The sequence below is a fragment of the Geobacillus sp. CCR genome (assembly GCF_052906625.1).
This window is the reverse complement of sequence record NZ_JBREBQ010000016.1, coordinates 40,420-59,348: the sequence shown is the minus strand read 5'-3', so window position 1 is coordinate 59,348 and position 18,929 is coordinate 40,420. Positions and strand designations below refer to the sequence as shown.

Sequence of the window (18,929 nt, the reverse complement as noted above, 5' to 3'; positions counted from 1 at the left end):
GCAAGCTCCCTATAATTCTTATAGCAAGAAAAAAACAGCTCATCTTTTGGGAAAAGCGAGCGCATGATATCAGGTACTGAAGTAAGCAGGCGGCCTCTACATGCTAACCACCGCCCAACGAGCACACCAAACACAATGAAGGCGAGTGCCATGTCGACAATCGGCTCGGCGAGTCGCATCGCTTCTCCTTCCCCACCGGAGCGGCCAAGCGCCGCAGCAATTAAAGCAAGACGGATAAAATGGTCCTTAATCCGTTATCGATATTTCTGGATGGTGAATATCCACGATGTGCGTCTTCACTGTGCCCCCGAGATGACGGCGTATGGAGGAAGCCAATTCTTCCAGCGCTTGGTAAAGAACCTCATTCCTTGTTTCATCAATCGATTCGATGCAAAGGAAGGCGTGCTTCGTCTGTTCGGTGAGCATCGTTCGTTGGGCTTCCCGCCAATTCCAGCAGCGGCATATGGCGCCCACGTCATCTTTATACACGATTTCTCCTTCATACGGCGGGTCGTTTTCCTCGCCTCCCAACGGGATGAACGGTTCATGACCATCCGCCAGCGCCAGCCGGATGTCGCCGACAAACGTGTCGATATCCTCCCCTCCGCATGGAAGCCCGTAACGCAATGAAACAGAATTATAAATATCCACAAGCGGGTTGATCGTTCGGATGTGCTGACCGTTTTTCACTCGTTTCAGCAGCGCTTCAACCGAACAACGCGCCCCTTTTTTCGTTTTGAATCGCCGAAACGCCTCTCGCCAAACAACGATGACGGGGTTGCGGCTCAATTCTTCAAACTCCAGGAATTTCCGCGCCTCTTTCTCCGCCTCTCGCAGCATTTGTTCGTAAACGCTGGCATTCTTGATGCCGTTGTCAATCCCTTGGGCAACGACCACACCGATTTTGGCGTGGGGAAATATGGCCCAAACATCGTCTTCAACAACAAAACGTGTCATCATCCACTCCTCCATTCTCTTACGGTTTTGAAGGGCTCGCCAAGGCGGAGAATAGTCCTAACAAGATATAGCAACAGCCCGCCACCCGGTTCATCACCTTCATGCTTCCTTTCTTGGCAGCCAGCCGTTTGCGGATGCCCGCGGCCAACATGGCGTACAAGCTGTCATTTAGCAAGGCGAGAACAACAAATATCGCCCCTAAAAGCAAAAATTGACCAGCCACCAATCCAGCAGAAGGCGAAATAAATTGCGGAAAAAAGGCAAGAAAAAAGAGCGCTGTTTTTGGATTGGTCACTTCGACAAATAGAGATTCGTAAAACACTTGCGCCAATGTTTTCTCCTTGGCCTTCGTGTTCGGGATTTCCTCATCCTTGGTGGAAGCAAAAAATAACGTTTTGCCTCCCAAATAGATAAGATAAACGGCTCCTAAATATTTGATCATCGTAAAGGCAGCCGCCGATGTCATCAAAATCGCGGAAACGCCCACGGCTCCAAGGACAACATGGACAGCGCCACCCAATGCCACGCCAAACACCGCTACAACTCCTGCTTTCGTTCCTTGACCGATGCTTCTAGACACAATGTACAATACCGCCGGTCCGGGGACGATGAGCAGTGCCGCGGCTGCCACTATAAACACACCGATCGTCGAAAGCCCCATCCTCACATCTCACTCCTTCATTTTCTATTTCACTGCTGTTGCTTTTTCATCAGGGAAGCGATTCGCTTTTCGTTTTCAAATGGCATTTGCTCGAGTTGCTTGATGATCCGTTCTTGTCGGTATGCAGGATGATTTTGGCTTAACTTGGCTTTTCCCTCGATTCGCTTGATGATGATTTTGAAGGCTTGAATTCCTTTGTTCATGCCGGACAGCATCCCGGCATCGACCTCTGACAGCTGGTAACGGCTGCCCGGCGCTTCGTATTTTTCTACCATATCGTGCAGCGACTGCATGATTTCTTCTTCATCGTCGATCAACTCCACGTTCCCGTACACATGGACATTCACATAATTCCATGTTGGCACCGCCTGGTTCGTTTCATACCAGGAAGGAGAAATATAACAATGCGGACCGTGGAAAATCGCCAAGACCGTCTGACGTTGAATGTCGTTCCATTGCGGATTAGAACGGGCAAAATGGCCGTACAAACACGTTTTCTCCCGATCGAGCAACAGCGGCAAATGGGTAGCAAACAGCTCCCCTTGATGCATCGACACCAAGGTGGCAAAACTGTTCTCCTCGATCACCTCATAGACGACAGACATATCGTTGATGGCAAAATGCTTCGGAATATACATCAGTCCTCTCCCCCATCTTTTCAATTACAGCATTCCATTCTTCACAATGTATAATATAATCAAAACTGACATAAAAAAAGTGACAATAACAAAAAAATAAACATGTCAGGAGGATGAACATGAAGACGATCATTTTTGACTTGAAGGACGGCTCGCCTAAATACAAGCAAATCTACGAAAAATTGAAATCATTGATTGAACAAGGCGACATTCAAGCCAATGAGCCGCTACCTTCCATTCGCCAACTCGCCGAATCATTGAATGTCAGCCGGAACACAACTTTAATGGCTTACGAACAGCTGGTAGCGGAAGGATATATTCGCGCGGAAAAACGAAAAGGGTATTTTGCCAATGAAGTGGAACCTCTTTTCATTCCAAAAGCCCGCATTTCTGCACGCCAATCGGCAAGGGAAGCAGCAACGTCCGTTGTTGTCGATTTTCGCGCCGATACCGTCGATGCCGATCATTTTCCCGTTAAAGCATGGAGAAGAATTTCCAATCAAGTATTGACGGCCAAAGGATGTTTCCGCTATGGGGATCCGTTTGGGGAATTATGCTTGCGCAAGCAAATCGCCATCTACCTTCTCGAATCCCGCGGGGTGATCACAGAGCCAAACGCCATCATCATCGGAAGCAGCACGCAGCAAATGCTTCTCTCCCTTGGCTATATTCTAAAAGATGAATTCAACAGCGTGATCGTCGAAGACCCTGGTTATGACGGCGCCAGAGAAGCGTTTTTGTTTCACCGCTTTCAGCTGGAAACGGTGCCTGTTTCCGAAACCGTCATCGATCTTTCACCGCTCGAGAACAGGCGATCGCGGCTCATCTATGTCACCCCTTCACATCAAAGCCCGATGGGAGTCAGCATGCCGATCCAGCAACGGCACAGGCTCATTCAATGGGTGAACAACGTCGATGGCTATATTATCGAGGACGATTACGACAGCGAATTCCGTTACACGCAAAAGCCGTTTCCTGCTCTTGCTTCCATTGATTCCACAAAAGTCATTTATCTGGGCAATTTCTCAAAATCGTTTCTGCCTGGGATTCGCTTAAGCTACATGGTGTTGCCGCCGTCGCTTTTGTACCGTTATCAGCAGCAGTTTCGCCTTTTCGAAAGCACTGCGTCCATCCTCAGCCAATTGGCGATGGCCAAATTTATGGAGGAGGGGGAATGGGGCCGCCATATTAAACGCATGCGCCTCGTGTACAAACGAAAAATGGAGCATTTAACATCACTACTGCGAAAAGCATTTGGGGATATGATCTCCATTATTGGCGAACAGTCCGGTTTATACGTGTTAATCAAAGTTCATTCCGATTGTTCAGAAGAACAGCTACTTCAACGCGCCCTATCGTGTGGGGTAAAAGTGTATCCCACTTCGCGCTATTTTGTGAACCAACGGCCAGACCGACCCATGATCAAGCTCGGTTTTAGCGGCTTGTCGCTCGAGGATATTGAGCTTGGAGTAAAACTGCTCAAAAAAGCATGGTGTTGACGACGACTTCACGGAAAACGCCCCTCTTTTTACACAAGCTCACGGAATCCCTGTCTTGGCGTGTATTTTTGATCGGTTTCTAATGTCACGTTAATTTTAAATATTTACATTTTTTTGTTTTTTTGTATAATACACTAAAGGGGAAAGAGAATATGGGTGGAAAAAATCATAGACCATTTAATATGTGGTGCAAAATTGATATAGCTATTGAACTTTCCACCAGTATTTCTACAGAGCTTTTCTATCGACTGGAAGGACATGGTTCTCTTACTGTGGTCCCTCCTATTCCAACAAGTGACGACATACTAAAACATGCTCCGTCTCAAGTCCCAGCGAGTTGGTAATAATCCTTTCGGGTGGTCCTCAAGATTTTTCAAGACCACCCTAGCTTATTAAATGGAAAGGGTAGAAAAAAATGATTGCCGTGCAAGACGTAAACAAAATCTATCCGCCAAACCGCCAAGTATTACATAATGTTTCCCTTGAACTGGTTGAAGGGGATCGACTTATTCTTTTAGGGCCGAATGGAGCCGGAAAAACTACTTTAATAAGATGCATCATCGGGCTTACTGCACCAGACAGCGGCAGCATCTATGTCAATGGAGTAGATGTTGTCCGCCATCCAGATGAAGCGCGCGAGTCGATTGCGGTCGTATTTGAAGAAGCTGACAACTCCTATTCTTATTTAACTGTTTTGGAAAATCTCTTATACTTCGGCTTGCTGAACAAATGGAGTCGTGCTGAAGCAAAACGAAGAGCCGAACGAATGATGGCCGTGTTGAATCTAACCCCATACGCTGAGCGTCTTACCCAAACCCTTTCACGTGGGATGAAACAAAAACTGGCATTTGCGATCGCCTTAATGAAAGGAGCGCCGTTTTTGTTCCTTGATGAGCCAACTCTTGGCCTTGATGTTGAGTCGCAACATCATATCCGAACCATGTTAACGGAAGAAAACCAATGGTGGAAAGCCGTTCTCATCACCACCCACGACATTCCTTTTGCCCACGCCGTTGGAAATAAGTTTGTCTTTATTCAAGGCGGAAAAATCGTTTGGAGCGGCACGAAAGAACATTTTTCAACTCCAGCCGACCTTGAAACTCATTTTTTGGCCGCTATTCGTTCCAACCTATCCGTCTAAGGAGGTGAGTCGGTTGCCCCTGCAAATCTTGAATGTAGTATTGGCTTCCTTTTTGAAAAAAAGGGCAGAGTATCGTCGGTATTGGTTCGATTTTACCGTTGGCCTTATCATTAAATTTGTCTTTTTTCTCGGTACGCTGTACGCAAGCCCGATACAAACCGGAAAGGAAGCGACGCTCAAACTGTTCGGTTTCAGCCTTTGGTACTTAAGCGCTCATTTGATCTCAAAGCTCGGCAACACGGTGATCGAGGAAGCGTATCTCGGCACGGCAGAGCAGGTACTTTCCACCAAGACTCCCCCATGGCAAGTTTTAATGGGCGTAGTGATCGCGGAAATCGCATTATCATCCGTGTGGGTAGTGCTCTTTTTCATCTGTGCGGCTTTGATGATTGGATTTTCCGAAATTCTCTCGGGAATATTATCCATGATAACGGAGATCGTCGTATTTGGCGGCGTAAGCCTAATCGGGATGACGGGAATCGGTGTGTTCATTTTAGGACTGTCCCTTCGCTTAAAACAAGTCGGAGCCGTTACCGAGGTGCTGCTTTATTATTTATTAATCTTCTCAGGTTTTTTTCTATCTTCAAATTTATTGCCGACAGCGTTTCATATTCTCAACTACTTTTCTCCCCTTTCTTGGGCCGTGCAAGGAGTGAATGAAGGATGGCCCGTATTCTTTCCTGCTCTCGGCATCTCGCTATTATGGCTGGCCATGGGCTCATTGGTCTTGAAGCAACAATGGCATTGGGCGAGAAAAAACGGAAAAATCGGAAGCTACGTATAAAAGAGCGGACGTTATCCCTCACATTTCGCACCCTTTCGGCGAAAATCGAGAGGATGTTTTCGCGACCATGCCGAATGCATCTTCGACAATCAAGGAAAGCAAAGGAGGTTTCATAACACGGACGTCTTGCACGAAGGGGACTCTCTTTATTACAACGCCGCCTGCGAACATCAATTTATGAACACAGGCAACGAAGAGTGCCGCTATGATCTGATTATTCACTCGCCTGCTTCGAAAACATGACCCATAGTCATGTCCGCCCAAGGCGTTGCTTTTTTTTTGCCGTCACATAGAAAGAAATCACCGCATCGACGGCGAATAAAAGAGATGGCATTTCTTTGACGGAGGTGTGTGAATGAACATCGGCCAAGAATATTTGCGAGTGGTGCGCGCGCGCTTTCTCGACATGAAAAAGACCGCCGAACGGGCTATGGACCAATGTTCGGAGGAACAGCTGTTCCATTGCTTTCATGAGGAGACAAACAGCATCGCCATCATTGTCAAACATATGAGCGGAAATATGGTGTCGCGCTGGACAGACTTTTTGTCATCGGATGGGGAAAAACCGGACCGAAACCGCGATGATGAGTTTATTAACGACTTCCATACGCGCAAAGAAGTCATGGATTGCTGGGAAAAGGGGTGGTCTGCTTTCTTTCAGACGCTGAACGAACTGCAAGAAACGGATTTGTTGCGGACGGTCACGATCCGCGGCGAACCCCATTCCGTCATCGAAGCCATTGAGCGGCAAATGTACCATTATTCGTATCATATCGGGCAAATCGTCTATATCGCGAAACAGCTGAACGCAAACAACTGGAAAACACTGACCATACCAAGAAATCGAAAAACAACATAGGCAACTCCTTACTCGAATCATCTTGCAAACGCCATCCACCCCTCGGAACCGTCAGCCGATAAAGGTGGATGGCTTCTTTTTGTTGCTTGTTGTTCCTTCCCAATCCTATCACTTATCGGGATCACGGTCAGCGCCTTGAAAGTTTCACAATACCGACCAACAAACAAACCATCCCCGCTCCCCACGCCATCCCCGCCTTGCCAAGAAGGAGGGAGATTTCTTCAGATGCCTGCACATGGGTAAGATCAAACTTGATTGCTCTCAATGCAAAGTAGGCGGCAATAGAGAACAGCAGAAAATGAGCAAAAATCCAATGCCATGCGGAACGACGCGGCCGGTCCTTCCGCCAAAGAAAAACAACCGTTATGATGGCGACCAACATCACGCCGGAAAAACCACCAATGAGCAAATCCATCACATCTTCTTCCATGGGCAAGTGTTTATGCATGTTTTCGACCCCTTTCATCAAGGTGAGGTAATATTTTATACTTCTCTTTCCATTCCCCCTCTTCCTTTTTCCAAATATTCAAACACTCATCACAATCATCTTCGAGCAGAGAGTTCATGCGTTATTCGGCAATAAGAAAAGGTGTCCTATCTCTTTTGGGACACTCATTTGATAAGTTCGAATTTTCGAACAAAATTGCCGAACATTTGGAGAAAATGGACGAAATCTTGGCACGCTTCCCCTATCAAATCTCTTTAGGAGCTGTTGAAGCATGTTTATTTCTTCCAACCGTTTATTCGCAAATTCTGAGGAAGTCGACTTTTCAAATTGAGAACTTGCTTGTTTTAAATGTTCTTTCACTTTATCACCACCCCCTCTTCTTCACCATTATTACTTGGCACGATTTTTGCGTTTCATAGTAGGCGAAACCAAAAAACTTTATAAGGAGATGGTGAGAAATGAAAGCCGCCGTTGTTCACAAATTCAAGCAAAAACTTCAAATTGAAGAAGTGGAGAAACCAAAACTAGGATATGGCGAAGTGCTTGTGAAAATTGAAGCTTGTGGCGTCTGCCATACCGATTTGCATGCGGCTCATGGGGATTGGCCGGTAAAACCGAAACTTCCACTTATTCCTGGTCATGAAGGGGTAGGAATTGTTGTTGAGATCGGTGAGGGAGTGAAATCAATCCAAATTGGCGACCGTGTTGGCATTCCATGGTTATACTCAGCATGCGGTGAATGTGAATATTGTTTAAGCGGTCAAGAAACACTTTGTCCACATCAATTAAACGGTGGATACTCTGTCGATGGCAGTTATGCAGAATATTGCAAAGCCCCGGCCAATTATGTCGCACGAATTCCTAAAAACCTCGATCCCGTACAAGTTGCTCCTATTCTTTGTGCTGGGGTCACAACGTATAAAGCATTAAAAGTTTCAAATGCCAAGCCTGGCGAATGGGTCGCTATTTATGGAATCGGGGGATTGGGCCATATTGCTCTTCAATATGCCAAGGCAATGGGATTAAATGTTGTTGCTGTTGATATCAGTGATGAAAAGGCAGAACTTGCGGCAAAGTTGGGTGCTGATATTACGATCAATGGATTGCAAGAAGACCCTGTAGCAGCCATTCGTGAAAAAGTAGGCGGAGTACAAGCGGCTATTAGCGTTGCTGTAACGAAAAAAGCGTTCGAACAAGCTTATCAATCCGTGCGACGCGGCGGCTGCCTTGTCATAGTTGGACTGCCTCACGATGAACTGCCGATTCCTATTTTTGACACTGTATTAAATGGCGTTACGATAAAAGGTTCGATCGTCGGTACACGAAAAGATATGCAAGAAGCTCTAGATTTCGCCGCACGCGGAAAAGTTCGCCCTATTGTGGAAGCGGTACCATTAGAAAAAATTAACGAAGTATTTGAACGGATGGAAAAAGGTCAAATCAATGGCCGCGTTGTTTTAACAATGTAACACAAAGCAGCAGAAGAACAACCCTAAATTTCCTAGAGGAACGATGGAAAATAGCGATTTTTTCGGCATTGTCTGTTTTTGGTTTAGGAGTGGATTGATATCATAAGGTTTCCCATTTTGAGAAATCGACCTGTTCCACCACAACGCCTATCATCTGCTTTCTAGAAAACATTACGGTGCCTATTATATCAAGCTCTTAGGGGACGATTCCCCCTCCCCTAAGAGCAGCTACTTTATAAGACGCAATGGCCATAAGAGTATATCTGAATGGAAAATAGCTTAATTTAAACATCTTTCTGAAACTTTATGACACAAGGAGGAATGCAAATGATTTACAGCAAACCAGGTGAAAGAGACGCAAAAGTTCAATTCAAAGCAAGATACGATAACTATATTAACGGAGAATGGGTGCCGCCTATTTCGGGTCGATATTTCCAAAATATTACACCCATAACAGGAGAAGTATTTTGTGAAGTAGCACGCTCGCAGGCTGAGGATATTGAATTGGCGTTAGATGCAGCACACGCGGCAAAAGAAGCTTGGGGAAAAACATCACCGGCTGACAGAGCGTTGATTTTAAATAAAATCGCTGATCGCATGGAAGAAAACTTGGAAATGTTAGCGGTTGCCGAAACATGGGATAACGGCAAACCAATCCGTGAAACATTAAACGCTGACCTTCCTTTAGCCATCGATCATTTTCGTTATTTCGCTGGAGCCATACGCGCTCAAGAAGGAACAATCAGCCAAATTGACGACGATACGATCGCGTACCATTTTTATGAACCACTCGGCGTTGTCGGGCAAATTATCCCATGGAATTTTCCATTATTGATGGCAGCATGGAAAATTGCTCCTGCGCTTGCTGCCGGAAACTGCATTGTGCTAAAACCAGCTGAACAAACTCCAGCATCGATTATGGTGCTTATGGAGTTGATTGGTGATCTGTTGCCGCCTGGAGTGCTCAATGTTGTCAACGGGTTCGGATTAGAAGCTGGCAAACCATTAGCTTCTAGTCCACGTATCGCCAAAATCGCGTTTACCGGTGAAACAACGACAGGGCGGCTGATTATGCAATACGCTTCACAAAATATTATTCCTGTTACACTGGAATTGGGCGGCAAATCCCCAAACATCTTCTTTCCTGATGTAATGGAAAAAGACGATGACTTTTTAGATAAAGCGATTGAAGGATTTGTCATGTTCGCTTTAAACCAGGGCGAGGTTTGTACGTGCCCTTCTCGTGCTCTCATCCATGAGTCCATTTATGACGAATTTATGGAGCGCGCTCTTGAACGTGTGAAAAAGATTCGAACAGGAAATCCGCTTGATACAAGCACAATGATGGGAGCGCAAGCTTCAGCAGAACAAATGGAAAAAATTCTTGCATACATTGATATTGGAAAACAAGAGGGCGCCGAATGCCTAATCGGCGGCGAAAAAAACATAGTCCCTGGATTCGAAAACGGGTATTATATCAAGCCAACTGTATTTAAAGGACATAATAAAATGCGCATTTTCCAAGAAGAAATTTTCGGTCCAGTAGTCTCAGTAACAACGTTTAAAGATGAACAGGAGGCTTTGGAGATTGCTAATGATACGTTGTACGGCCTTGGTGCCGGGGTATGGACGAGAAACATCAACTTGGCCTATCGTTTCGGAAGAGGCATTCAGGCAGGAAGAGTTTGGACAAATTGCTATCATGCTTATCCGGCCCATGCTGCTTTTGGAGGATATAAACAATCTGGGATCGGTCGTGAAACCCATCATATGATGTTAGCGCACTATCAACAAACGAAAAATTTACTCGTTAGCTACAATCCAAAACCATTAGGATTTTTCTGATCAATCAAGCAACAAAAAGCTGATCCGAAAGCCATTTACGCTTTTGGATCAGCTCCTTTTTCTTTTAATAAATATCTTAATGTTCGTACGGTGATATTTAACCGTTCTGCTGCTTCTTTACGATTTCCTAACGTTTCTTTTAACATTTTCAGTACAAAAGATCGGCCGATTTTCGTTTCTAGTTCTTTCACTGAAGATAATACATGTTCAAGATCTAACCGATCACTGTTTCTCCATAGTGCTAGCACACCATTCATCCATTCTTGCAAATAAGCTTCTAAGTCTTCTACTCCATCTTTTGGACTTCGCACGCTATTCGATACTTGCCCTAAATGCAACGGAATCTTAAGCTTCTCCGGCAAATAGTCAAGGGTGATCACCTCTGTTTCTCCTTCCGCTAAAGTTACCGCCCTTTTAACAACATTAAACAATTCTCTCACATTCCCCGGCCAATGATACTGTTTCATCTGGGAAATACAGTCCTCTGAAAACGATAGAGGTGTATTTAGTTTTTTTAAAAAATAATCAATCAAAATTGGAAGATCTTCGAGCCGCTCTCGAAGCGGAGGAATGGTAAGTTTCACAACATCTAATCTATATAATAAATCCTCTCTAAACGTCTTCTCCTCGACCGCTTTTGCCAGATTGACATGCGAAGCAGCAATAATGCGTGTATTCGTTTTGCGGATCGTTTCACCCCCGACGCGAATATACTCCCCTGTTTCTAGCACTCTTAACAGTTTTACTTGCGTCGCGAGAGACGCTTCTCCAATTTCATCTAAAAATAACGTGCCACGGTTAGCAATTTCAAAAATCCCCTTTTTCTCCTTTACCGCTCCTGTGAACGCCCCTTTTTCATGTCCAAACAATTCGCTTTCTAACAGTGTTTCCGAAACAGCGCCACAATTCACCCCAATAAAAGGCTGGTCATAGCGCATGCTCGCGTTGTGGATAAAATGAGCGAGCACTTCTTTTCCAGTCCCCGTCTCTCCTTCAATCAACACGTTCACATTTTTTTTCGCAATTTTATAAGCCAATTTAAGCAAATCATTCATCTCTTTATTTGTTCCAACAATGAAACCGAGCGTCTCAGCCAGCTTATACATATCATCTTGGGATGAAAGAGGACCATCACTTAATAATTCATCGATTAATCGCTCTAACTGTTCAATATCGTCAAACGGCTTTTCAATATAGTCGTTTGCTCCATGTTTAATCGCTTCAACCGCTGTCTTTACTGTGCTATAGCCTGTCATTACAACAGCTTTACAAGAAGGACATGAGCGTTTTAACTGTTTTAATAAATTTAAACCATTTGCATCTGGAAGTTTCACATCGATGAAAGCAAGATCAAACTTGTATTGTTGAATCAACTGAAAAAAATCTTCCCCACTAAATCCAAGCTTAACCTTGTTCCCTCTTCCTTCTAATAAATGTTGGAAAAACGTCCCAACTTCCCTTTCATCATCAATAACTAAAATATTCCCCACTCATCTCCCCCCTTATTTCTTTTTTGGAAGTTTTAATATAAACTCACTTCCTTTACCAAGTTCGCTGACCACCTCAATCGTTCCACCATGCGCCTCAGCAATCCCTAAACTGACAGACAGCCCAAGTCCGGTTCCCTTCCCTGGCCTCTTCGTTGTAAAAAATGGATTAAAAATCTCCTGTAAATATTGTTCTTCTATTCCTTTTCCGTTGTCACGAACCGATAGAACAACCCAATGCTCTCCAGCTTCAACGATCGACTTTGTTTCTATAACAATGATTTTCTCTGGAATATCTATCTCTTCAAGCGCATCTTTAGCATTTATTAATAAATTTAAAACTATTTGGCTTATCTGTTGTACGTTTCCCTCAATCAATTCAATGGAAACGTCTAATCTTTTTTGAATAATAATATTTTGTTTACAAATTTGATCACCAATTAACCCTAATACTTGTTCAACGGCATCATTTATAGAACAGTCCTCGAATCTATATTCATCTTGCCTTGAAAATGTTAATAAATTTTGAATAATAGTTTTACAACGCTTCCCGCATGAATAAATATCAAATAGCAGTTTATATATACGATCATCTTTTGAAAAAGACCTCAACAACAGTTGGGCATTGCCAAGAATGGCGGTGAGAGGGTTATTCAATTCGTGCGCAATTCCAGCAGCCATTTCCCCAATTGCAGCTAACTTTCCTGATTGAACAAGTTGGGCTTCAATCTGCAATTTTTCAGTAATGTCATTGAGATACATAATAACAGCATACATATTTTGTTTTTCATTTAAGACGGGATAAGAACGCAATTCACATACCCGCTGTTGGATGTGAATACGCCGATGAACAGGTTTTTTTGTTTCTAAAATTTCCACGATCGGGCTTTCCTTCGGATTGATTGATAACAATTTACATATATCCTTTTTATACAAGTCACCTTGAAAAAATTCGTTAGCTGCATCGTTATATCGCAAAACATTCCCTTCTAGGTCGATGAGGAATATCATTTCTGAAACAGCACGGAACGTTTCTTCCCATTCTTTTTTACTGGTAAGTACTTCATTATAAAGACGGGCATTTTCAATGCAAACTGCCAGTTGGTCGCAAAATTGCTGAAAAAAGGACAGATCATTTTCATCATACACCACTTTTTCCTTGCTTTCTATACTCAGTACCCCGATCACCTTCCCTTTGCTAATAAGGGGGATCAATAACACACTGCGAATTCCCAAGGCGTTATATACAGCTACTTCGACATACAAATCTTCGTCTTCTTCTATTTGATAAAAAATTTTTTCGAGCGATTGTATGACTTGCCAATAGAGCGATCGCTCTTTTGGCAAAACAAAACCAATAGGAAAATACAAAGAGTGAGCGGGATATACATTTGTTAACACTAATTTATGATTTTCACATAACGATAAGCTGATTCGTTCCACTGGAAAAATTGTTTTCAATTTATCTATACTATTTTTTAACATTTCATCCATTGACATATCAATATTAAAACTTTTGGTAATATCGTTAATAATCTCCAACTGCATATTTTTCTTTTTTAACTCTATCACCATCTTTTTTAATTCTGTGTAATAACTTTTTTTCGAAGATTGAACTCCTGTTAAAAGGCTAATGAGCTGTTGCCGGTCATTCATTTTGTTTACCACGCCTTTCTGAATATTCCTTCAATTTCTTCTACAGTGATATCACGAGGGTTGGTGATCATACATGCGTCATGAAAGGCAACCAAACTCATTTTCCGTATTTCTTCTTGTTTCACTCCTATATCAGATAATCGCTGTGGCACCCCAATATCCTCTGCCAATTGTTTTACATATTCAATTGTTTTTCTTCCCGCTTCCATATAAGACATGCCACGAGTATCCATTCCGAGAAAACAAGCAATATCAGCAAATTTTTTCGGATTCGCCAACAGATTGAACTCCATCACATGCGGAAGCAATATAGAGTTTATATCCCCATGAAGAAGAGGATACCTTCCCCCGACAGCATGGGACATTGCATGAACAGCGCCTAAAATCGCGTTAGAAAAAGCCAATCCTGCCTGCAAACTCGCCATTGCCATATTGGTTTTTGCCTCTTGGTTGATTTTAGAGGCGACAGAAGGGCGCAAATATTTTCCTACTAAAGAAATAGCGTTTTGAGCTTGAACGTCTGTAAGCGGTGTAGCTGCTAGACTTACATACGCCTCAATGCCATGCGTTAAAACATCTAATCCTGTTGAGGCAGTTAAATGAGCGCTTTTTGTCGACAATGTTTCTGGATCAATAATTGCAATATCAGGAATAAGAGATCGGGAAATGATCGTCATCTTTTTTTTCTCTTTTGTATTAACAATAACAGAAAATTGGGATACTTCTGATCCTGACCCTGCTGTTGTTGGAACCATCACTTGAGGAGGAAGGGGCAATTGAATTTTATCCACTCCCTCATATTCATGAATTTGTCCCCCGTTTGTAGCAAGAATGGCGACAGCCTTTGCGGCATCAATAGAACTGCCTCCACCGATTCCAATGATAGCATCGCATTCATTCTCAAGATATGCTTCACAGCCTTTTTTTACTTCTTCGTCCTTTGGATTTATTGTTACATCACAAAATGTCGTGTATTTTAATCCTACTTGCCTGCAACTCTTAATGACAACATCGAGCCAACCAGCTTCCGTAACACCTGGATCGCTGACAATCAACACATTTGTCGCACCAAGCCTTAGACAACTTTCCCCTACTTGATGAATGGAACCGTTACCAAAAATCACTTCGGGCATCACGAACTTATGAATGTTCATCCTCGTGCCCCCTTATTGGCCATCTTCTTTTTATTGCTCAACAACTTTATGTTTTAAGCACTCATTCGACATCTGGATGAAAAATCCTCCTGATTTTCTGCACGAGAAGGAGAAATGGGAGATCAAGACGAAAATCCCTCTATGATTAATGACACACTTGGCAAACATGGTGAGCACTGCCTGCAAACAAAAATCCTGACACTGTCCGACCTTTATAGGACGCAACACCCCGGATATGTTCGTTCTTCTCAATGTCGTTCCAATACAATCTCGTCTACATTCACCGACACATCATTTTAGTACATCGCAACGGCTTTCTCACTTTTACCGTTACCGCACCACCTGTAAGCATACCATTATTCATATCATATCAGACAAATCGTCTATATTATCAAACATCTGAACGCCGATCGCTGGGAGACACTGACCATCCCGAAAAAAGAAGCCGCTCAGCCCTTCTGCCAAAAAAGCGAGCGCCAGTCCTCATGAATGAAGACGGCGCTCGCTTCGTTGGTAAAGGGGACATCGCTTGTTCACTTTTGCTGCATCTTAAACTGCAAAAACAGTTCGTTGTAGTAGGCGAGCATGTGTTTTCCCAAGTTTTCGTACACTTCGAGATGCCCTGCTGAATCCAAATCGGGGTAGAAGCGGCGATCGCCCGCGATGTCTTTTGGCAAATAGCGAAGCGCCTTTTTGTTCGGCGTCGAGTAGCCGACGTACTCGGCGTTTTGCGCCGCGTGTTTTGGGTCGAGCATAAAGTTGATGAACGCGTGCGCTCCTTCGATGTTTTTCGCTGTTTTCGGAATGACCATGTTGTCAAACCATAAGTTGGATCCTTCTTTCGGCACGACATAGTCGAGCTTGTCGTTTTCGGCGATGATTTCGGCCGCATCGCCCGACCAGACGACGCCGATGGCTGCTTCTTCATTGGCAAGCAGCAGCTTGATTTCATCGCCGACAATCGCCTTCACGTTCGGCATGAGCCGATCGAGCTTCCGCTTGGCTTCTTGTAAGTGGGCTTTGTTCGTGTCATTGAGCGAATAGCCGAGGCTGTTTAGCGCCATCCCCATCACTTCGCGCGCCCCGTCGACAAGCAAAATTTGATTGCGCAAGCTTGGATCCCATAAGTCGTTCCAGCTTGTGATGGTCTTGCCGCCAAGCATCTCGCGGTTGTAGACGATGCCGACCGTCCCCCAAAAATACGGCACGGAATACCGGTTGTGCGGGTCAAACGGCAAGTTGAGGAACCGCGGTTCGATATATTGTAAATTCGGCAGCTTGTCGTGATCGAGCGGCAACAGCAAGTTTTCCTCGATCATTTTGCTGATGGCGTAATCGGATGGAACGGCGACGTCAAACGTTGCCCCGCCTTGGGCGATTTTCGCCATCATCGCCTCATTGGAATCAAACGTTTGGTAAATCACTTTCCACCCTGTCTCTTTTTCAAATTCGCGAATGAGCGCGGGGTCAATGTAATCGCCCCAGTTGTAGACCGTCACCGTTTTGCCTCCGCCGTACCCTTCCGCTTCGTTCAGCCGATGAGTGACAAACATCAGGACGAACGCGGCGATGAACACAGCCGCAAATCCTTGGACAAGCCGTCTCACCTACTTTCGCCCCCCTATCCCGTACAAGCGGCCGCCTTTTCGGCTGAGCACGTAATAGCCGATGACGAGCAGCATGGTAAATAAAAACAGAAGCGTCGACAATGCGTTGATTGACAAGGAAATGCCTTGGCGCGCCCGCGAATAAATTTCCACGGACAGCGTCGAGAACCCATTTCCCGTGACAAAAAAGGTCACGGCAAAGTCATCGAGCGAATACGTGAGCGCCATGAAAAAGCCCGCCCATATGCTCGGAGCCAAAAACGGCAGCACCACACCGGACAGCACTTGCCAATGACTGGCTCCTAAATCTCTAGCCGCATCAATCAGCGTCGGGCTCATTTCCTCGAGTTTCGGCAGCACCATTAACACGACAATCGGCACGCTGAACGCGATATGAGACAACAGCACGGATGTAAAGCCGAGCTTGATGCCAGCGATTGTAAACAGCAGCAAAAACGAAGCACCGATGATAACGTCTGGGCTGACGATCAGCACGTTGTTGAGGGCGAGAAGAGCGTTTTTCGTCCGTTGCCGCTTGACATAGTAAATGGCGAGCGCCCCGATGACCCCGAGTATCGTCGCAACCGCCGCCGACAACAGTGCGATGACGATTGTATTCAAAACGATGATGGGCAAGCGGTCGTCGGACAGCACGTCGCGGTACCACTTGAGCGTGAACGATTGAAAATCGTGCATCGCCCCGCCGCTGTTGAACGAATAATACATCAAATACACAATCGGCGTATACATCACGGCAAACACGGCTAACAGGTACACACGTCCCCACCAATGCGTCCGTTTCATCGGCTTCCCTCTTTTCTTCCGCTTCCTGTCAGGACGACGATGACCGCCATCGCGATCATTAACACAACGGCGATCGTCGCCCCCATCCCCCAGTTTTGGGTGACAAGAAAATGCTGCTCAATGGCGGTGCCGAGCGTAATGACGCGGTTGCCAGCGACAAGGCGTGTAATCATAAACAGCGACAGCGCCGGGATGAATACCGCTTGGCAGCCGGCCTTCACTCCGCCAAGCGTGAGCGGAAAGACGACGCGGCGGAACGTCGTCCAAGCCGAAGCGCCCAAATCGCGGGCGGCATCGACAAGCGATGGCGGCAGCTCCTCCAGCGCGTTGAAAATCGGCAGCACCATAAACGGAATAAAAATGTACACCGACACAAAGACAAAACTGAAATCGGTGAACAACAGCTGCCGCGGCCCGACGCCCAGCGCTTTCAACAAAGCGTTGGCCAGCCCGTACGTGCCGAACAGCCCTAAAAACGCATACACCTTCAGCAGCAAATTCACCCACATCGGCAAAATAAGCAACAACAGCCATAGCTGCTTGTGCCTCGTCTTTGTCAGCCAATAGGCGGTCGGATAGCCGATGAGCAGCGACACAAGCGTGATTAAAAACGCATACCAAAACGAATACGCCATCATTTTCAAATAAATGGGCGTCCACACGGATTTGTAGTTGGACAACGTCCAATGGCCGTCAAGATCCAAAAACGATTCATACACCAAAAAGACAATCGGGGCCACGACAAACAGCACAAGCCAAATGCCATAAGGGATTAAATACCAGTTTCGCCACGCCCGTTCCGTCATGCGCCCTCATCCTCCCTTTCGACTCGCATGACGTGAATCGCTTCCGGTTCAAAACGGAGGCCGACCGTTTCCCCGACTTCCGCCTTTTTCGTCGAATGGACAAGCCATTCGTTGCCGTTTTCGTCATAGCCGCAAATTTCATAATGGACACCGCGGAATAAGAGCGAATCGACGCGGATGACGATCTGCCCGTCTTCCGGCGCCGCGAGCTCCAAATCTTCCGGGCGGATGACGACATCGACCGGTTCGTTTGGCGCGAAGCCGCGGTCAACACACGCAAACTGTTTGCCGGCAAATTCGACGAGGAAATCGTCGATCATGCGCCCTGACAAAATGTTCGATTCGCCAATGAAATCGGCGACGAATCGATTGACAGGCTCGTCGTAAATGTCTTTCGGCGTCCCAAACTGCTGAATTTTTCCTTTATTCAGAACAAAAATGTAATCGGACATCGCCAATGCTTCTTCTTGATCATGCGTGACAAAAATGAACGTAATCCCTAAGCGGCGCTGCAATTCACGAAGTTCATACTGCATTTCCGTGCGCAGCTTCAAATCCAAGGCCGATAGCGGCTCATCCAAGAGCAAAACTTCTGGCTCATTCACAATCGCCCGCGCAATCGCGACGCGCTGGCGCTGACCGCCGGACATTTCTTGAATGCGCCGGCGCTCATAGCCGTCTAAGTTGACAAACCGGAGCGCTTCGCTCACTTTTTGGCGGATGTCCGCTTCTTTCATCTTTTTCACGCGCAAACCAAACGCAACGTTTTCAAACACATCGAGATGAGGGAACAATGCATAGTCTTGAAAAACAGTGTTGACTTGCCGTTTGTTCGGCGGGACGTTTTGAATCGGCTTTCCATGGAAATAAATCGTTCCTTGCGTCGGTTCGATAAACCCGGCAATCAGCCGCAAAATCGTTGTCTTCCCACACCCTGACGGGCCAAGCAGCGTATAAAACTTCCCGCGCTCCATCGCAAAACTCACATCATCCAATACGACCGTTCCGTCGTATTCCTTCGTCACTCGCTCGAAGCGGATGATCTCTTCCCCGTTCACTTCCAGCCCCCCATCTTCTTGATGTTCACTATTCCTAATTAGAACATAGGAGAGTG

The 18,929-nt window shown here is 45.5% G+C and carries 18 protein-coding genes and 1 pseudogene; 7 read left to right on the top strand and 12 right to left on the bottom strand.

Translation table 11 applies throughout. The features are described from left to right. Positions 1-246: 246 nt before the first annotated feature. From ACVBDQ_RS10075 to ACVBDQ_RS10065, 3 genes are read right to left on the bottom strand one after another with little or no spacing between them, the layout of a single operon-like run. Entirely contained in the window at positions 247-957 is a 711-nt protein-coding gene (locus tag ACVBDQ_RS10075) for a B3/B4 domain-containing protein (protein WP_011230244.1), read from the bottom strand. A 19-nt stretch (positions 958-976) separates the two neighbouring features. Continuing rightward, on the bottom strand, positions 977-1,618 hold the full coding sequence (locus ACVBDQ_RS10070; RefSeq protein ID WP_014195068.1) for a LysE family translocator: 642 nt from the start codon (positions 1,616-1,618) through the stop codon (positions 977-979). 29 nt (positions 1,619-1,647) lie between these two features. Next, positions 1,648-2,256, bottom strand: a complete 609-nt coding sequence (locus tag ACVBDQ_RS10065; RefSeq protein ID WP_011230242.1) for an FMN-binding negative transcriptional regulator — start codon at positions 2,254-2,256, stop codon at positions 1,648-1,650. Positions 2,257-2,375: 119 nt separating this feature from the next. Between ACVBDQ_RS10065 and pdxR the strand changes: the two genes are divergently transcribed. From pdxR to ACVBDQ_RS10045, 4 genes are all read left to right on the top strand, one after another. Then, on the top strand, positions 2,376-3,755 hold the full coding sequence (gene pdxR / locus ACVBDQ_RS10060) for a MocR-like pyridoxine biosynthesis transcription factor PdxR (protein WP_011230241.1): 1,380 nt from the start codon (positions 2,376-2,378) through the stop codon (positions 3,753-3,755). Between the two features lie 415 nt (positions 3,756-4,170). Further along, the gene (locus ACVBDQ_RS10055) at positions 4,171-4,896 is read left to right on the top strand and encodes an ABC transporter ATP-binding protein (protein WP_011230240.1); all 726 of its coding nucleotides are present in this window, start codon (positions 4,171-4,173) and stop codon (positions 4,894-4,896) included. A gap of 4 nt (positions 4,897-4,900) precedes the next feature. Then, positions 4,901-5,680 carry an ABC transporter permease gene (locus tag ACVBDQ_RS10050; RefSeq protein WP_223812640.1) on the top strand — a complete coding sequence of 260 codons (780 nt, stop codon included), beginning with the start codon at positions 4,901-4,903 and terminating at the stop codon, positions 5,678-5,680. Positions 5,681-6,035: 355 nt separating this feature from the next. Beyond that, positions 6,036-6,539 carry a DUF1572 domain-containing protein gene (locus ACVBDQ_RS10045; protein WP_081132280.1) on the top strand — a complete coding sequence of 168 codons (504 nt, stop codon included), beginning with the start codon at positions 6,036-6,038 and terminating at the stop codon, positions 6,537-6,539. 127 nt (positions 6,540-6,666) lie between these two features. Here the strand turns inward: ACVBDQ_RS10045 and ACVBDQ_RS10040 are convergent, their stop codons facing one another. Next, positions 6,667-6,987, bottom strand: coding sequence for a hypothetical protein (locus ACVBDQ_RS10040; protein ID WP_446663202.1), 321 nt, complete (start codon positions 6,985-6,987; stop codon positions 6,667-6,669). 114 nt (positions 6,988-7,101) lie between these two features. Then, positions 7,102-7,347 (bottom strand): hypothetical protein, encoded by a 246-nt coding sequence (locus ACVBDQ_RS10035; protein ID WP_128082655.1) that lies wholly within the window; start codon positions 7,345-7,347, stop codon positions 7,102-7,104. A gap of 98 nt (positions 7,348-7,445) precedes the next feature. Between ACVBDQ_RS10035 and adhP the strand changes: the two genes are divergently transcribed. Beyond that, positions 7,446-8,456, top strand: a complete 1,011-nt coding sequence (gene adhP / locus ACVBDQ_RS10030; RefSeq protein WP_011230234.1) for an alcohol dehydrogenase AdhP — start codon at positions 7,446-7,448, stop codon at positions 8,454-8,456. A 327-nt stretch (positions 8,457-8,783) separates the two neighbouring features. Then, entirely contained in the window at positions 8,784-10,301 is a 1,518-nt protein-coding gene (gene adh / locus ACVBDQ_RS10025; protein WP_446663201.1) for an aldehyde dehydrogenase, read from the top strand. A gap of 35 nt (positions 10,302-10,336) precedes the next feature. On the opposite strand, the gene ACVBDQ_RS10020 is transcribed toward adh, so the two are convergent. The 3 genes from ACVBDQ_RS10020 to ACVBDQ_RS10010 are packed head-to-tail and all read right to left on the bottom strand — an operon-like array spanning position 10,337 to position 14,598. Further along, positions 10,337-11,791 (bottom strand): sigma-54-dependent transcriptional regulator, encoded by a 1,455-nt coding sequence (locus tag ACVBDQ_RS10020; protein ID WP_446663200.1) that lies wholly within the window; start codon positions 11,789-11,791, stop codon positions 10,337-10,339. A 12-nt stretch (positions 11,792-11,803) separates the two neighbouring features. After that, positions 11,804-13,444 carry an ATP-binding protein gene (locus ACVBDQ_RS10015; protein WP_446663199.1) on the bottom strand — a complete coding sequence of 547 codons (1,641 nt, stop codon included), beginning with the start codon at positions 13,442-13,444 and terminating at the stop codon, positions 11,804-11,806. 5 nt (positions 13,445-13,449) lie between these two features. Further along, positions 13,450-14,598: an iron-containing alcohol dehydrogenase gene (locus ACVBDQ_RS10010; protein ID WP_011230230.1), complete on the bottom strand. Its 1,149-nt coding sequence runs from the start codon at positions 14,596-14,598 to the stop codon at positions 13,450-13,452. 363 nt (positions 14,599-14,961) lie between these two features. On the opposite strand from ACVBDQ_RS10010, the pseudogene ACVBDQ_RS10005 reads away from it, so the two are divergent. Then, positions 14,962-15,087 (top strand): annotated as a pseudogene (locus ACVBDQ_RS10005) (DUF1572 family protein); the annotation flags it as partial. A gap of 44 nt (positions 15,088-15,131) precedes the next feature. On the opposite strand, the gene ACVBDQ_RS10000 reads toward ACVBDQ_RS10005, so the two are convergent. Genes ACVBDQ_RS10000 through ACVBDQ_RS09985 form a run of 4 tightly spaced genes read right to left on the bottom strand, consistent with a single transcriptional unit; the run spans position 15,132 to position 18,873 of the window. Continuing rightward, the gene (locus tag ACVBDQ_RS10000) at positions 15,132-16,205 is read right to left on the bottom strand and encodes an ABC transporter substrate-binding protein (protein ID WP_289667308.1); all 1,074 of its coding nucleotides are present in this window, start codon (positions 16,203-16,205) and stop codon (positions 15,132-15,134) included. Continuing rightward, positions 16,206-17,009, bottom strand: a complete 804-nt coding sequence (locus tag ACVBDQ_RS09995; protein WP_033010566.1) for an ABC transporter permease — start codon at positions 17,007-17,009, stop codon at positions 16,206-16,208. After that, complete coding sequence (locus ACVBDQ_RS09990; protein WP_446663198.1) at positions 17,006-17,815, bottom strand: ABC transporter permease; 810 nt, start codon at positions 17,813-17,815, stop codon at positions 17,006-17,008. Before ACVBDQ_RS09990 ends, ACVBDQ_RS09995 begins: the two co-directional genes overlap by 4 nt. Beyond that, positions 17,812-18,873: an ABC transporter ATP-binding protein gene (locus ACVBDQ_RS09985; RefSeq protein ID WP_446663197.1), complete on the bottom strand. Its 1,062-nt coding sequence runs from the start codon at positions 18,871-18,873 to the stop codon at positions 17,812-17,814. Before ACVBDQ_RS09985 ends, ACVBDQ_RS09990 begins: the two co-directional genes overlap by 4 nt. Between the last annotated feature and the right edge of the window lie 56 nt (positions 18,874-18,929).

Excerpts from the sequence above, each read along its gene's own strand:
- ACVBDQ_RS10075 (WP_011230244.1), bottom strand. The coding sequence starts at position 957 with ATGACACGTTTTGTTGTTGAAGACGATGTTTGGGCCATATTTCCCCAC.
- ACVBDQ_RS10070 (WP_014195068.1), bottom strand. The coding sequence starts at position 1,618 with ATGGGGCTTTCGACGATCGGTGTGTTTATAGTGGCAGCCGCGGCACTG.
- ACVBDQ_RS10065 (WP_011230242.1), bottom strand. The coding sequence starts at position 2,256 with ATGTATATTCCGAAGCATTTTGCCATCAACGATATGTCTGTCGTCTAT.
- pdxR (WP_011230241.1), top strand. The coding sequence starts at position 2,376 with ATGAAGACGATCATTTTTGACTTGAAGGACGGCTCGCCTAAATACAAG.
- ACVBDQ_RS10055 (WP_011230240.1), top strand. The coding sequence starts at position 4,171 with ATGATTGCCGTGCAAGACGTAAACAAAATCTATCCGCCAAACCGCCAA.
- ACVBDQ_RS10045 (WP_081132280.1), top strand. The coding sequence starts at position 6,036 with ATGAACATCGGCCAAGAATATTTGCGAGTGGTGCGCGCGCGCTTTCTC.
- ACVBDQ_RS10040 (WP_446663202.1), bottom strand. The coding sequence starts at position 6,987 with ATGCATAAACACTTGCCCATGGAAGAAGATGTGATGGATTTGCTCATT.
- adhP (WP_011230234.1), top strand. The coding sequence starts at position 7,446 with ATGAAAGCCGCCGTTGTTCACAAATTCAAGCAAAAACTTCAAATTGAA.
- adh (WP_446663201.1), top strand. The coding sequence starts at position 8,784 with ATGATTTACAGCAAACCAGGTGAAAGAGACGCAAAAGTTCAATTCAAA.
- ACVBDQ_RS10015 (WP_446663199.1), bottom strand. The coding sequence starts at position 13,444 with ATGAATGACCGGCAACAGCTCATTAGCCTTTTAACAGGAGTTCAATCT.
- ACVBDQ_RS10010 (WP_011230230.1), bottom strand. The coding sequence starts at position 14,598 with ATGAACATTCATAAGTTCGTGATGCCCGAAGTGATTTTTGGTAACGGT.
- ACVBDQ_RS09995 (WP_033010566.1), bottom strand. The coding sequence starts at position 17,009 with ATGAAACGGACGCATTGGTGGGGACGTGTGTACCTGTTAGCCGTGTTT.
- ACVBDQ_RS09990 (WP_446663198.1), bottom strand. The coding sequence starts at position 17,815 with ATGACGGAACGGGCGTGGCGAAACTGGTATTTAATCCCTTATGGCATT.